At 64.1% G+C, this 13860-nt stretch carries 15 protein-coding genes; 9 read left to right on the top strand and 6 right to left on the bottom strand.

Features of this window, described 5'->3' with window-relative positions; translation table 11 throughout:
- Nucleotides 1-490 (bottom strand): spermidine synthase (locus G1E_RS29825; protein ID WP_371259957.1); only part of this gene is annotated, 490 nt, incomplete at its 3' end.
- A 115-nt stretch (nt 491-605) separates the two neighbouring features.
- Between G1E_RS29825 and G1E_RS22860 the strand changes: the two genes are divergently transcribed.
- The gene (locus tag G1E_RS22860; protein ID WP_009685228.1) at nt 606-1952 is read left to right on the top strand and encodes a class II 3-deoxy-7-phosphoheptulonate synthase; all 1347 of its coding nucleotides are present in this window, start codon (nt 606-608) and stop codon (nt 1950-1952) included.
- 80 nt (nt 1953-2032) lie between these two features.
- Here G1E_RS22860 and G1E_RS22855 read toward each other — a convergent pair whose 3' ends face one another.
- Nucleotides 2033-2782 (bottom strand): sulfite exporter TauE/SafE family protein, encoded by a 750-nt coding sequence (locus tag G1E_RS22855; protein WP_009685227.1) that lies wholly within the window; start codon nt 2780-2782, stop codon nt 2033-2035.
- A gap of 113 nt (nt 2783-2895) precedes the next feature.
- On the opposite strand from G1E_RS22855, the gene G1E_RS22850 reads away from it, so the two are divergent.
- From G1E_RS22850 to G1E_RS22840, 3 genes are all read left to right on the top strand, one after another.
- Nucleotides 2896-3849, top strand: coding sequence for a LysR family transcriptional regulator (locus G1E_RS22850; protein WP_009685226.1), 954 nt, complete (start codon nt 2896-2898; stop codon nt 3847-3849).
- A 58-nt stretch (nt 3850-3907) separates the two neighbouring features.
- Nucleotides 3908-4363 carry a MarR family winged helix-turn-helix transcriptional regulator gene (locus tag G1E_RS22845; RefSeq protein WP_009685225.1) on the top strand — a complete coding sequence of 152 codons (456 nt, stop codon included), beginning with the start codon at nt 3908-3910 and terminating at the stop codon, nt 4361-4363.
- A 140-nt stretch (nt 4364-4503) separates the two neighbouring features.
- A complete protein-coding gene (locus tag G1E_RS22840; protein WP_009685224.1) occupies nt 4504-4932 on the top strand; it encodes an organic hydroperoxide resistance protein in 429 nt (142 codons plus the stop codon).
- Between the two features lie 86 nt (nt 4933-5018).
- On the opposite strand, the gene efp is transcribed toward G1E_RS22840, so the two are convergent.
- Both efp and earP read right to left on the bottom strand, forming a co-directional pair.
- The gene (gene efp / locus G1E_RS22835; RefSeq protein ID WP_009685223.1) at nt 5019-5588 is read right to left on the bottom strand and encodes an elongation factor P; all 570 of its coding nucleotides are present in this window, start codon (nt 5586-5588) and stop codon (nt 5019-5021) included.
- A gap of 48 nt (nt 5589-5636) precedes the next feature.
- The gene (gene earP, locus G1E_RS22830) at nt 5637-6770 is read right to left on the bottom strand and encodes an elongation factor P maturation arginine rhamnosyltransferase EarP (protein WP_047150131.1); all 1134 of its coding nucleotides are present in this window, start codon (nt 6768-6770) and stop codon (nt 5637-5639) included.
- Nucleotides 6771-6859: 89 nt separating this feature from the next.
- Here earP and G1E_RS22825 point away from each other — a divergent pair, with 89 nt between their 5' ends.
- Together G1E_RS22825 and G1E_RS22820 are read left to right on the top strand one after the other, a co-directional pair.
- Nucleotides 6860-7225: a hypothetical protein gene (locus G1E_RS22825; protein ID WP_047150130.1), complete on the top strand. Its 366-nt coding sequence runs from the start codon at nt 6860-6862 to the stop codon at nt 7223-7225.
- The gene (locus G1E_RS22820) at nt 7222-7698 is read left to right on the top strand and encodes a GreA/GreB family elongation factor (protein ID WP_009685219.1); all 477 of its coding nucleotides are present in this window, start codon (nt 7222-7224) and stop codon (nt 7696-7698) included. The genes G1E_RS22825 and G1E_RS22820 overlap by 4 nt, the downstream gene beginning before the upstream one ends.
- A 6-nt stretch (nt 7699-7704) precedes the next feature.
- Here G1E_RS22820 and G1E_RS22815 read toward each other — a convergent pair whose 3' ends face one another.
- Nucleotides 7705-8640 (bottom strand): LysR family transcriptional regulator, encoded by a 936-nt coding sequence (locus G1E_RS22815; protein ID WP_033690894.1) that lies wholly within the window; start codon nt 8638-8640, stop codon nt 7705-7707.
- Between the two features lie 118 nt (nt 8641-8758).
- On the opposite strand from G1E_RS22815, the gene G1E_RS22810 reads away from it, so the two are divergent.
- From G1E_RS22810 to G1E_RS22800, 3 genes are all read left to right on the top strand, one after another.
- Nucleotides 8759-9508: a 3-oxoacyl-ACP reductase family protein gene (locus tag G1E_RS22810; RefSeq protein WP_009685217.1), complete on the top strand. Its 750-nt coding sequence runs from the start codon at nt 8759-8761 to the stop codon at nt 9506-9508.
- A 122-nt stretch (nt 9509-9630) separates the two neighbouring features.
- The gene (locus tag G1E_RS22805) at nt 9631-10824 is read left to right on the top strand and encodes an MFS transporter (protein WP_009685216.1); all 1194 of its coding nucleotides are present in this window, start codon (nt 9631-9633) and stop codon (nt 10822-10824) included.
- Nucleotides 10825-10998: 174 nt separating this feature from the next.
- A complete protein-coding gene (locus G1E_RS22800; RefSeq protein WP_009685215.1) occupies nt 10999-13131 on the top strand; it encodes a TonB-dependent siderophore receptor in 2133 nt (710 codons plus the stop codon).
- Between the two features lie 278 nt (nt 13132-13409).
- Here G1E_RS22800 and G1E_RS28805 read toward each other — a convergent pair.
- The coding region (locus G1E_RS28805) for a hypothetical protein (RefSeq protein WP_047150129.1) at nt 13410-13860 on the bottom strand (451 nt) is incomplete at its 5' end.

Here is a 13860-nt window from a genome sequence, read left to right as displayed (position 1 = left end):
GCTGGCAGCTCGCCAGGAAGTTCCACGCCAGGTGCCCTACCCCCGGCCCATGGTCGGTGTACAGGTCAACGAACAACAGGTCGGCCTTTTCTGCGCTGGGTAGCAGCTCCAGCGCATCGCCAATGCGCACGTACAGCCGCGGGTCGTCGTCCAGGCCCAGGTACTGCATGGCCAGGCGCGGGACGTCCGGGCGCAGCTCGATGGCTTCGATATCGTCCAGCGGCAGGAACTTCATGCAGGCCTGGGTCAGCGTGCCCGCGCCAAGGCCCAGGAACAGCGCGCTTTCCGGCTGTTCATGGCACAACGCGCCAACCAGCATGGCGCGGGTATAGTCGTACTCCAACCAGCTGGGGTCGGCAGTGAACACACAGCTTTGCTCGATGGCATCGCCGAATTCCAGAAAGCGGTAGTCGTCCACTTCGTACACGCTGATGACGCCAAAGGCATCCTCCACCCGCGCCAGTAGCCGCTCTTGCCGTTCCGTCGCCATGCCTGCACCCGCCCGCACAAAAACGCGCATTGTCCGCCAACGCCCCCGATGCAACAAGCGCAGCGCCAACTGTTACCATGGCCGCCAGCCGACAACCGACCAGACCGAGCCTGACATGAACCAACCGTGGAGCCCCGACAGCTGGCGCGCCCTGCCGATCCAGCAGCAACCGACCTATCCCGATGCCGCGCACCTGCTGAAGGTCGAACAGACCCTGGCCAGCTACCCGCCGCTGGTGTTCGCCGGGGAAGCGCGCGAACTGCGCCGGCAGTTTGCCGAAGTGACCGAAGGCCGCGCGTTCCTGCTGCAAGGCGGCGACTGCGCCGAGAGCTTCGCCGAGTTTTCAGCGGCAAAAATCCGCGACACCTTCAAGGTGCTGCTGCAAATGGCCATCGTCATGACATTTGCCGCGGGCTGCCCGGTGGTCAAGGTCGGGCGCATGGCCGGGCAGTTCGCCAAGCCACGCTCGGCGGGCGATGAAACCATCGGCACCGTCACCCTGCCCGCTTACCGGGGCGACATCGTCAACGGCATCGGCTTCGACGCCAAGAGCCGCATCCCCGACCCGGAGCGCCTGCTGCAGGCCTACCACCAGGCCACCGCCAGCCTCAACCTGCTGCGGGCCTTCGCCCAGGGCGGTTTTGCCGACCTGCACCAGGTGCACAAGTGGAACCTGGACTTCATCGCCAACTCGGCGCTGGCCGACAAGTACCACCAGTTGGCCAACCGCATCGACGAAACCCTGGCGTTCATGCGTGCCTGTGGCCTGGACAGCGCGCCGCAGCTGCGTGAAACCAGCTTCTTCACCGCCCACGAAGCGCTGCTGCTGAACTATGAAGAGGCCTTCGTGCGCCAGGACAGCCTGACCGGCGACTACTACGACTGCTCGGCGCACATGCTGTGGATCGGCGACCGCACCCGCCAGCTGGACGGCGCCCATGTCGAGTTCCTGCGCGGGGTGCACAACCCGATCGGGGTCAAGGTCGGCCCCAGCATGAACCCCGAGGAGCTGCTCCGCCTGATCGACACCCTCAACCCGGCCAACGACCCAGGGCGCCTGAACCTGATCGTACGCATGGGCGCGGGCAAGGTCGGCGACCACCTGCCAGGGCTGATCCGCTGCGTAGAGCGCGAGGGGCGCAAGGTGCTGTGGAGCTCCGACCCCATGCACGGCAATACCATCAAGGCCAGCAGTGGCTACAAGACCCGGGATTTTGCGCAGATCCTCGACGAGGTGAAGCAGTTCTTCCAGGTGCACCAGGCCGAAGGCAGTCATGCCGGCGGCATTCATATCGAGATGACCGGGCAGAATGTGACCGAGTGCATCGGTGGCGCACGGCCAATCACCGAAGATGCCCTGTCAGACCGGTATCACACCCACTGCGACCCACGGATGAATGCCGACCAGTCGCTGGAGCTGGCGTTCCTGATTGCCGAAACACTGAAGCAAGTACGGCGCTGACCCTCGGCGCCATACCCCCTCGGCCTGGTGCCGCGAAGCGCCGCCTGCGCGGCGCTCGCCCCACCGGCGCGGTCAAACGCTCAAAGCTCGAATCCGAGCATCACCGCACACACCACCAGGAACACGCAGAACATCGCCCGTAGCACCTTCTCTGGCAGCGCATGGGCCAGCTTCACCCCCCAGCTGATACTGAGCAGGCCGCCCACCGCCAACGGCAACCCTACCCCCCAGTCAACACTGTGATGCACGCCATAGGTCACCAGGGTCACCAGGGTGCTCGGCGCCGCCAATGCCAGCGACAGTCCTTGGGCCACCACCTGGGTAGTGCCGAACACACTGGTCAGGATCGGCGTGGCTACCACGGCGCCACCCACCCCGAACAGCCCGCCCATGGTACCGGCAAAGCTGCCCAGCACCCCCAGCCAAGGCCAGGCATAACGCAGTTCGGCACTGGCTGGCGCCACTTTCATGAACATCCGCGCCACGTTCCACACCGCCAGCGCCACCAAAAAGCCGACAAAGCCCAGGCGCATGGAATGCGCATCCAGCCCCACGGCCCAGATCGAACCCAGCCAGGCGAACACGAAACTGCACAACGACAGCGGCAGGGCGTGGCGCAACTCGATGCGATTGCGCTGGTGATAACGCCACAACGCCAGCAACACATTCGGCACCACCATGACCAGCGCAGTGCCCTGCGCCAGTTGCTGGTCCAGGCCGAACAGCACGCCCAGCGCCGGGATCGCGATCAGCCCACCGCCTATGCCGAACAGGCCCCCCATGGTGCCCAGGGCAGCGCCCAGCACGATATACAGCAACCACTCGATCATCAGGGCCTCGTTCGCCAGCAAAGTTGATAGCGGCATGCTAACCAGTGTGCGCTAGCGGGGAAACGCACAGCAGCGCACAATGGCTGTGCGTATTGTGCAAAAGCAAGGCAACCATGAGCCCCGATACTCTCACCGAGCAGCTAAGCCTGTTCCTGGACGTGCTGCAAAGCGGCAGTTTTTCTGCCGCCGCCCGCCGCTACCCGCTGACCCCGTCTGCGGTGGCGCGGCGCATTGACGCCCTCGAAGCCGCCGTGGGCAGCCGCCTGTTTACCCGCAGCACCCATGCCGTGCGCGCCACCCCGGCGGGCCACGCCTTTGCCGAGCGGGCCAAGCGCATCATCGAGGAACTGCGCCTGGCCCGTGCCGAGGCAGTGTCGCTGAGCAATGCTCCGGAAGGGCTGATCCGCATCGACGCCCCCGCCGCGTTCGGCCGCCGCCACCTGGCCCCGGCCATTGCCGACTTCCTGCTGGCCTACCCGGGCCTGGACGTGCATCTGCGCCTGATCGACAGCTTTGTCGACCTGCATGGCAGCCACCTGGGCGAAGTGGACCTGGTGTTGCGTGCCGGCCCGTTGGCCGATACCCGCCTGGTCGCCACGCCACTGGCCTACATGGTGCGCATCGCCTGCGCCAGCCCCACCTACCTGGCCAGCCGCGGCATGCCCAGCTGCCCCAGCGAACTGCCCGGCCATGATGGCCTGGATTGGGACGGCCTGGCCCCCCCGTACGCGTGGCGTTTCGAGGTCGCCGGGCAAACCCGCCTTTACCGCCCGGCCCGCATGCGCATGGCCGCCAACAACGCCGAAACCCTGTTGTTCGGTGCGCTGGCGGGCCTGGGCATCGCCCATTTGCCCACCTGGCTGATCAGCGAGTACCTGCTGCGCGGCGAACTGGTGCCACTGTTTTGTGACGCAGGCCTGCCCCAGGCTGAAAGCAGCGGCATTTACGCGCTACGCCTGGAACATGAAACGAACTCTCGCAGCCGTTTGCTGCTCGAATTTCTCAAGAGCCGCTTCAGTCCGATTCCACCCTGGGACCTGGCCCTGCGCAGCGGACTGCGCGAGTGATGCGTGCAGTGACGCTCAACGTGCCAGGATTTCCCATTGATTACCTTCAAGGACGTGCATGAACGCCGACACCCAAGCTTCCTGTGACGAGCTGCTGCTGGACAACCAGGTCTGTTTCGCCCTGCATTCCACCTCGTTGCTGATGACCAAGGTCTACAAACCGCTGCTGCAGGCCCTGGGTCTGACCTACCCGCAATACCTGGCCATGCTCGTGCTGTGGGAGCATGACGGCCTGACCGTGGGTGAAATCAGCCAGCACCTGCTGACCGACCCGGGCTCACTGACCCCGCTGCTCAAGCGCCTGGAAAGCGAAGGCCTGTTACAGCGCAACCGCAGCCGCGAGGACGAACGGGTGGTACTGGTGCAACTCACCGACAAAGGCCGCGCCCTGCAGCAGCGGGCAAAGGAAGTGCCGCAGTGCATCCTCAAGGCCAGCGGTCGCAGCCTTGAGCAGTTGCAGCAGTTGCAGGCCGAGTTGCTGGACCTGCGCGAGAACCTGCAGAAAAACCTTTAGCGGCTATGCTGGGCAATGGCCGTTCGGCTGAGCGGTGAATATTTATCTTGCGCGCTAACTAATTGCGCGCTAATTTAAATTCCACACCAACCCGCGTCCTCCCGCTAACGGGAGCGCACAGCGCATTAGCGAGGCTCAAGATGCAAAAGGTCACTCCGCTGTACATCGCAGAAGCTACCTCCACCGGTGGGCGCGACGGTAAATCCCGTTCCAGCGACGGCAAGCTGGACGTCAAGCTGAGCACCCCGAAAGAGCTGGGTGGGGCTGGCGGTGACGGCACCAACCCTGAGCAGATGTTTGCCGCCGGCTACTCGGCGTGCTTCATCGGCGCCTTGAAGTTCGTGGCAGGGCAAGAGAAAAAAGCTTTGCCGGCCGATGCTTCGATCACCGCCAAGGTGGGGATTGGCCAGATTCCGGGCGGTTTCGGCCTGGACATCGATCTGCACATCAACCTGCCCGGCCTGGCCCAGGCCGACGCCGAAGCGCTGGTGGAAAAGGCGCACAAGGTGTGCCCGTACTCCAACGCCACCCGCGGCAATGTGGATGTGCGGCTGCACGTAGCCGTTTAAGCCTGCCCTCCAGGTGCAGTGATGCACACTTGGCAGACACAAAAAAACCCGGCCGAAGCCGGGTTTTTTGCCTTTCACAAGAAGCATTACTTCTTGGAACGGCCCTTGAAGCTGTTGTCGCGGGTGTCGATGTCGATCCACTCGTCGATCTGGATGAAGTCAGCAACCGAAATCTCGGTACCGTTCTTCAGTTTGGCAGGCTTCATGACCTTGCCCGAGGTGTCGCCGCGCGCAGCGTTCTCGGTGTAGACAACCTGACGGCTGATGGTGGTCGGCAGTTCAACCGATACCAGGCGGCCTTCGAAGAACACGGCTTCGCAGACGTCTTCCATGCCTTCTTCGATGTAAGGCAGAACAGCTTCGATGTCTTCTTCGTTCAGCTCGTACATGGTGTAGTCGCTGGTGTCCATGAAGGTGTACGAATCACCGCTGATGAACGACAGGGTCGCTTCTTTGCGGTCCAGGATGACGTCGTCCAGCTTGTCGTCTGCACCGTATACGGTTTCGGTCTTGTAGCCGGTCAGCAGGTTCTTCAGCTTGGTCTTCATGATCGCGCTGTTACGGCCCGACTTGGTGAACTCAGCTTTTTGAACCAGCCACGGGTCGTTGTCGATGCGCAGCACGGTACCGGGTTTCAGTTCTTTACCAGTTTTCATTACGAAGTATCCGAATCTGGATGGATTTATAAAAATCGAGGCCGCATATCATAGCGAATTTCCATAAAAGTGTACTAGCGCCGTGGCAAGGTCCGGCTGAGCGGCCTGTTGCGCCGCCCAGCACCGGGCGTGCTGCTGCAGTTCCGGCCAATGCCGGCGGGCTGCCTGCCAGGCCTGGCCCATGTCCTGGTCCATGTTCCAGGCCCGCCACAGGCCCAGCAACGCGGCGCCGGCATCGGTTGACAAGCCGCGTCGATAAAGCGCCAGAAACGCTTCGAGCTTTTCCCAGTGAGCATTCTCGTCCTGCACGTAGATGTGCCACAGCATGGGCTGCCCGGCCCACTGCGCCCGCACGAACGAATCCTCGCCCCGCACCGCATTGAAGTCGCAGCACCACAGCAGCCGATCGAAATCATCCTGGCTGACGAACGGCAACACCTGCACGGTCAGCGCACCACGCGTGCGCACCTGCCCGACCTGCAGCGGCGCCTCGCCGAGCCAGTGGCTGAGGCCGGCGACCACACGGCCTTGCGGCACCAGCAGGTGGCAGGCTTGGTCACCGGCAGCCAAGGCATCGAGCCAGTTGCCCAGTTGCGGGTTTTCATAGGCGAACAGGCTAATCAGCAGAGCCCCGGGCGCTGGGCTTACAGCCAACCCCTGCAGGAACGCCTGCCGGGCAGCAGCCGACTGTTGCAACGCGTCGCGCCGGGCCAGCAGCTCAGCCTCGCGCAGCAGGCCACCGGTGTTTTCGGTGAAGCCGGGGAAGAAGAACACTTTGCGCAAGCCATTTGCCTGCGGCGACGGCAGACCATGGCAACCCGCTACCCAATCCTCGGCACTGAGGTATTCAAGGTTCAACCACAGGGGTGGCCGGGGGCAGACCCGCATGGCCTCGACATAAGCCGCTGGCAACTGGCAGGCGAAGGCACCGATCACCACATCGGCAGGCGCTACCGGCAACCAGGCCGCCGGCCACTGGCGTCCCTCCACCCCCTGCTGCCACTGCTGCGCCGCGTTGGCGTCGGCGCCGGGGCACATCGGCGTGAAGGCGTTGAGATCATCCACCCACAGGCGCACCGCCAGGCCATGCTCGGCCACCAACTGCCGGGCCAGGCGCCAGGTCACGCCAATATCGCCGTAGTTGTCGACCACGCTGCAGAAGATGTCCCAGGTGGCTTTCATGCGCCGTTCCCTTTAACTTGCGTAAAAACGCGGATTCTGCCCGACAGCATGCGACAATGCACCCCGCCCACTTTGCCAAGGAGGCCGCCATGCCCCGCCGCCGTGAATTGACCATCACCCTGAAGCCGTTGCAGTTGATACTGTGCGTGGCTTTGGGCCTATGGCTTGGCGCAATGGCGATTGCCCTTAGCCTGTGGCTGGCGCAGCAACTGTGGCCGCTCCCGCCCGAGCAACAAGCCGCGGCACCGGCACCGGTGCAACCGGCCGACGCGCAAGCTGAAATGTTCGAGCGCTACAAGCACATGCTGCAGCAACAGGAACAACAACAGGCCACTGAGGCTGCGCAGGGCAACCCGCGCAACCTGAACAGCCCCAAGTGCCAGTTCTGGCTGCAACAGAATCGCACTGCACCTACCGACAAAAGCCAGGCCAACGTGCTGGAGTTCTGTTATTGACCACGCGCAAGCCCCACCTGCTGGCACAGATCGTCGCCACCCTGGAACATGACCTGGACGTGCTGACCCGTGCGGCCCAAACCGCCTATGAAGCCGCCACGGCGGAAGAGAACATCGCCGAGAACAAGTACGACACCCTGGGCCTGGAGGCCTCGTACCTGGCCACCGGGCAAGCCCGACGCAGTGCGCAAATCCGCCAGGCGCTGCTGATTTACCAGCAACTGCTGCTGCGCGACTACGACCCGGCGCGCGGGGTGCAGGTGAGCAACCTGGTGACCCTGGAGGATGAGGCCGGCGAACAACGTCGGGTGTTTCTGGGGCCTGAGGCTGCCGGCCTGAAGATTGCCGCAGCAGACGGGCTGGTGACAGTGATCACGCCGCGCTCGCCGCTGGGGCAAGTGTTGCTGGGTAAGCGGGTGGACGATGAGGTGAGCCTGGGAGTGCAGGTACTGTTCGTCGTTGATGTTGCCTGACGCCTACTAACACTGCAGGGCATCGAAGCGCCCCGCCAGGCCCTGCTCGGCGAACTGCTCGACGATGAAATCGACGAATGCACGGGTCTTGCCCGGCAACAGCTTGTGCTCGGCGAAATACAGGCTGATATGCCCATCGTCCACATACCAGTCCGGCAACACCCGCTGCAACCGGCCGGCCTGCAGGTAGGGCACCGCGAACGGCAAACTCACCAGCGCAATCCCCAGCCCCTGCTCGGCCACCGCGCAGGCAGCGTCCGAATCGCTCATGGTCATGGCCTGGCGCAAGAGCAATGGCTGCTGTCCCTGCCAGCGGCTGGTCAACGGCCACGAGCGCACCCGCCCGGTCTGCGGCGAGCGGATCAGAATGCCGTCATGGCGCTGCAACACGGGCGGCTCATCGATCTGTGCATGCCGCTGCAGGTACGCCGGCGCCGCCACCAGCACCCGGTGCGCCGGGGTCAACTTGCGCGCCACCACCCCCGGCGGCAATTCAAAACCACCGCCAATGGCCGCGTCGAAGCCCTGGCCGATCAGGTCGACCTGGCGGTTATCGAAATGCCAGTCCGGGGTAATGGCGGGGTAGCGGCGCAGAAACTCGCCCAGCAAGGGCAGCACGTACAAACGCCCGAACACCGTGCCCATGCTGACCCGCAGCAGCCCGGCCGGTTGCCCTTCGGCACTGGCCAGGTTGGCCACCGCATACTGGATGGTGCGAAAGCTGTCGCTTACCTCGCCAAGAAAACGCTGCCCTGCTTCGGTCAAGGTCAGCTTGCGGGTACTACGCTGGAACAACCGCACCCCCAGGCGCGCCTCCAACTGCGCAACGTGCTTGCCCACGGCAGCGGGGGTGATACGCAATCGCCTGGCCGCTTCGGCAAAGCTGCCCACCTCAGCACTGCGGATGAAGCATTCCAACGCGTTGAACGATTCCATGGCCATGATTGGCAACCAAAGGTTTACTCTGCTTATAGTGATTGCCATCTTATCAGCAGGTAATCGAGCGCCGATACTGCGCCTATCCAAGGCATTCCAGCCTGGCTTCCAGCAGGAGATCAGCATGTCCAAGCAACTTACACTCGAAGGCAAGGTGGCCCTGGTACAGGGCGGTTCCCGGGGTATTGGTGCGGCTATCGTGCGGCGCCTGGCCCGCGAGGGTGCGCAAGTGGCCTTCACCTATGTCAGCTCTGCCGGGCCGGCAGAAGACCTGGCACGGGAAATCGGCGACAACGGCGGCAAGGCCCTGGCCCTGCGCGCCGACAGCGCCGATGCCGCCGCCGTGCAGCTGGCCGTGGACGACACCGTGAAGGCCTTCGGCCGGCTGGATATCCTGGTCAACAATGCCGGGGTACTGACGGTCGCGCCGCTGACCGAATTCGACCTCGCCGATTTCGACCGCACGTTGGCGGTGAACGTACGCAGTGTCTTTGTCGCCAGCCAGGCAGCGGCGCGGTACATGGGCCAGGGCGGGCGCATCATCAACATTGGCAGCACCAATGCCGAGCGCATGCCATTTGCCGGCGGCGCGCCTTATGCCATGAGCAAGTCGGCGCTGGTCGGCCTGACCCGCGGCATGGCGCGCGACCTGGGGCCGCAGGGCATTACCGTGAACAACGTGCAACCAGGGCCGGTGGACACCGACATGAACCCGGCCAGCGGCGAATTCGCCGAAAGCCTGATCCCGCTGATGGCAATCGGGCGGTATGGCGAAGCGGACGAAATTGCCAGCTTCGTGGCCTACCTGGCCGGGCCTGAAGCGGGGTATATCACGGGGGCCAGCTTGACGGTGGACGGTGGCTTTGCCGCCTGATTGCGCCGTTGGTGTGGTGGCACCCTGTAGATCGAGCGCCACCCGCCCCCGCAAATGCATTGGTGCCGTGCCCTGTGCTTGCCGATAATCCCCCTCTTGCTCCTGCCCGCTACGAGAAACACATGCCCGCCCCTACTCTCAGCCGCACCCTGATCCTGCTGATGGCCACCGCCACCGGCCTGGCCGTGGCCAGCAACTACTATGCCCAGCCGCTGTTGCACAGCATTGCCCAGCAATTCGGCCTGAGCACCGTCAGCGCCGGCAGCATCGTGATTGCCGCGCAGCTCAGCTATGGCGCCGGCCTGTTGCTGCTGGCACCGCTAGGCGACCTGTTCGAGCAGCGTCGGCTGATCACCGTGATGACCGTCATCGCCACCCTCGGCCTGGTCATCAGCGCCTGTGCCCCTGGCCTGCCATGGCTGATCCTCGGGACGGCGTTGACCGGCCTGTTCTCGGTAGTGGCACAAATTCTGGTGCCCATGGCTGCCTCGCTGAGCGAGCCGCAGCAGCGCGGCCGTGCGGTCGGCACACTGATGAGCGGGCTGCTGCTGGGCATTCTGCTGGCGCGCACCGCGGCCGGCTTCATGGCCGAACTGGGCGGCTGGCGCAGCATCTATGTGCTGGCCGCCGTGCTGATGGCGATCACCGCCGTGGCGCTGTACCGCAGCCTGCCGCAACACCACAGCCACGCCGGGCTGAAGTACCCGGCGCTGATCGGCTCGGTGTTCCGCCTGTTCCTGGAAGAGCCGGTACTGCGCCTGCGCTCGCTGCTGGGCCTGCTGGCATTCAGCTTGTTCGCCCTGTTCTGGACACCGTTGGCATTCCTGCTGGCAAACCCTCCTTACCATTATTCAGATGCGGTGATCGGCCTGTTCGGCCTGGCGGGTGCAGCCGGTGCACTGTCGGCCAACTGGGCCGGGCGCCTGGCCGACCGGGGCAAGGGCCAGTTGGGCACCACCGTGGGCCTGGTGGTACTGCTGCTGTCGTGGGTACCGCTGGGGTTTGCCCAACAGTCACTGCTGGCCTTGCTGCTGGGCGTGCTAATGCTCGACCTGGCGGTGCAACTGGTCCACGTGAGCAACCAGAACGCCGTGATCGCCCTGCGGCCCGAAGCGCGTACCCGGCTCAACGCCGGGTATATCACCTGCTACTTCATTGGCGGGGCGCTAGGCTCTTTGTTAGGCACGCAGCTGTACCAGCGCCAAGGCTGGCTGGGCATCGTCGCGGCAGGGTTGGTCATCGGCGCCCTGGCATTGCTGGCATGGCTGCTTGCCGCGCGTAAAACCGAAGCTCGCACCTCCGCCGGGGCGGCCTAGGCGCCTGTTACAGGCAGCGATACCTGGTCGACAACCGACGGCAACTGGCGCCAGCACAACGGCCAGGCGCATCTGCCTGACAGCGTGGCGCAACGCGTGGATCGTCTTGGGGTCAAGGCGGCTGGTAAGATGCCGCCTTTTTGCCGGCCTGTCGCGCCTTCAGGAGCCCCCCGCATGCCCCCGCGTCCTCCCCGCCTGCCCCTGAGCCTGCTCGGCCTGGGCCTGGCCTTGCAGTGCCCTGCCGTGCTCGCCCAGGGCAGCGTGCTGCTGGCCCCGGTGCAGGTCGTCGATACCTACGCCAACGACGGCTACCAGGCCAGCGAGGCTGCAGTGGGTGGCTTCCAGCCCGCCTCTCTGCTCGACACCCCGGCTTCGATCAGTGTGTTCAGCCAGCCACTGCTGGAAGACCGCCAAGTGCGCATGCTCAGCCAGGTGCTGCAAAGCGACGCGTCGGTTGGCGAAAGCTATGCCCCCATCGGTTACTACGAAAACTTCAATGTGCGGGGCTTTGCGCTGAACCCGGCCAGCAGCTACCGCATCAACGGCCAGACCATCGCCGGCGAACAGAGCGTGGCCCTGGAGAACAAGCAGCAGGTGGAACTGCTCAAGGGGCTGTCCGGGCTTCAGAGCGGCGTAGCGGCCCCCGGCGGCTTGATCAACTACGTGACCAAGCGCGCTGAAGCGGTGCGCAACCTTACGCTGTCGACCAACGAACAGGGCGAGCGCTACCTGGCCACCGACCTTGGCGGCTGGTTTGGCAGCGAACAGCAGTTCGGCCTGCGCGCCAACCTGGCCCATGAAGACCTGCGCTCGTACGTCGACCATGCCGATGGCCAGCGCAACTTCGCCTCGCTGGCCTTCGACTGGCAGATCAGCCCCGACGCCACCCTGCAGCTGGACGCTGAATACCAGCACCGCGAACAGCGCTCGGTGCCCGGTTACCAGTTGCTCGGCGGCAGCGCAGTGCCGCACGGCATCGACCCGGATGACCGGCTGGCCTACCAGCACTGGGCAAAGCCGGTGCAGAACGACTCGCTGAACCTGGGCGGGCGCTTCGAGTACCGCTTCAACGACAGCTGGACCGGCACCCTCAGCGCTTCGCGCAGCAAGGTGGTGATCGATGACTACAGCGCGTTTGCCTGGGGCTCGAGTGAAGGCGCGTACTTCGGCAGCACGGGTGATTACGACATCTACGACTACCGCAGCCCAGACGACACCCGCCGCACCGACGAGGCCCAGGCCCTGCTCACCGGGCGCTTCGATGGCCTGGGGGTGGGCCACGAACTGACCGTGGGCAGCAGCGCCCAGCGGCGTACGCTGGACCAGCGCCCGTATTACAACGCGTGGCTGGGTACCGGCAACATCGACACCGGGGCCCCGGCTTTCGAGCCGTCCGACCAGCCGCTTGGCGCCAGCCAGCGCCGCCTGGACAGCCGCCAGTACGGCCTGTTCGTCAGCGACAGCATCCGTTTCAACGAGCATTGGCAAACCGTGCTGGGTGCCCGTGAGGTACGCCTGGACGAACAGACCTGGGACGAGACCGGCGTTGCCGGGCGCCATACCCGCCAATACCAGCTGCTGCCCAATGCTGCGCTCATCTACAAGCCGCAGCCGGAGACCACCGTGTATGCCAGCTACGCCAAGGGGTTGTCTGCTGGCGGGACGGCGCCCTGGTTCGCCAGCAACGCCGCCGAAATCCTCGCGCCGACAACGTCACACCAGCTGGAGCTGGGCCTCAAGCACGACTGGCAGGCGCTGAGCCTCAGCGCCGCGCTGTTTCAGATTCGCCAGGCCTATCAGTATGCGCGCCCCGACGGCGCCGGCAGCTTCACTTACGTGCAGCAAGGCCAGCAGAAGAACATCGGCCTGGAACTGGGTGCCAGCGGCTGGCTGACCCGCAGGCTGCAGGTGCAAGCCAGCGCAGCGGCCATTCGGGCGCGGGTGCAGGACAGCGGCACGCCCGACTATGAAGGGCACCAGGCGATCAACGTGCCACGCTTGCGCGCAGCCCTGCACGCCGAATACACCCTGCCGGTCGCAGGGCTGGCGTTGCTGGGCGGCGCACGCTACAGCGCCAGCAAGTATGCGAGCCAGGCGGGGAATGTGGCGGTTGGTGGGTACACGGTATTCGATGTAGGCAGCCGCTATCGCACACGGGTCGGGGGGTATGACACGGTATTGCGGCTGACGGTGGACAACCTGTTCGACAAGCGTTACTGGCGCGATGTGGGCGACTACCTGGGTGACAACTACCTGTTCCAGGGCGCGCCGCGCACTGCCCGGCTGTCAGCTTCGGTCAGCTTCTGATATTCAGGGCTGCTTGCGGCCTATCGCCGGCATGCCCGCTGCCACAGGGGCTGTGCAGCCGGCCCAATGGGCCTTGAAACAAAAAGCCCCCGAGCTTTTCAGCGTGGGGGCTTTTCGTAGAATGTGGCGGTGAAGAAGGGATTTGAACCCTGTAAGGTTCCTTCCCAGGCCGCTCCAGACCGCTAAATTCGGGAGGAGGCCCTGAAATAAATGGTCTGCAGCGGCCCAAACCGGCCTGGGTTTTGTACTAATTTTGTCCTAAACCTCAGGTCACCTACTCATGCCAATTCTGCTGTCTGCCCCACACTCGGCGATGAGAGTTTGGCAGCCAGAAGGGAATGCAGTGGATCGCCATCAGGCTCATTGGAAAACAAGAATGGGAATTCTTTCTCTTGATCGTATTCGGCGTACCCTTTGCCCCTTGGGTTGCCGGGCTTAGCCGAGTAACCGGCGGCGGCACCAAAAAGCGCGGCCAGGATTTGTAAAATTACCCTGATAAGAGCCATCGCTTCCTCATGAGCGATCTCCTGCCTAACCTGATCCCCGGATTTTTTCACTTTGAGTTTGATGAAGGGTGCACGAGCGGTGTTTTCCGGGACGAAGTACATGTAGATCCAACCTCGGTTGACCCAGTAACGCTGCTCTGCTGGATTAGACTTTCCTTTACCCGTCGGAACTCGTTTTGAAATCTCAGCTTGTAGCTGTTGAAGGAGTGCGATCCATGAACCC

Origin of the sequence: Pseudomonas sp. TJI-51 (assembly GCF_000190455.2) — a bacterium.
Classification (GTDB): domain Bacteria; phylum Pseudomonadota; class Gammaproteobacteria; order Pseudomonadales; family Pseudomonadaceae; genus Aquipseudomonas; species Aquipseudomonas juntendi.
Note: the sequence above shows the minus strand (reverse complement) of the source record. Positions and strands in the feature narration are given on the sequence as shown.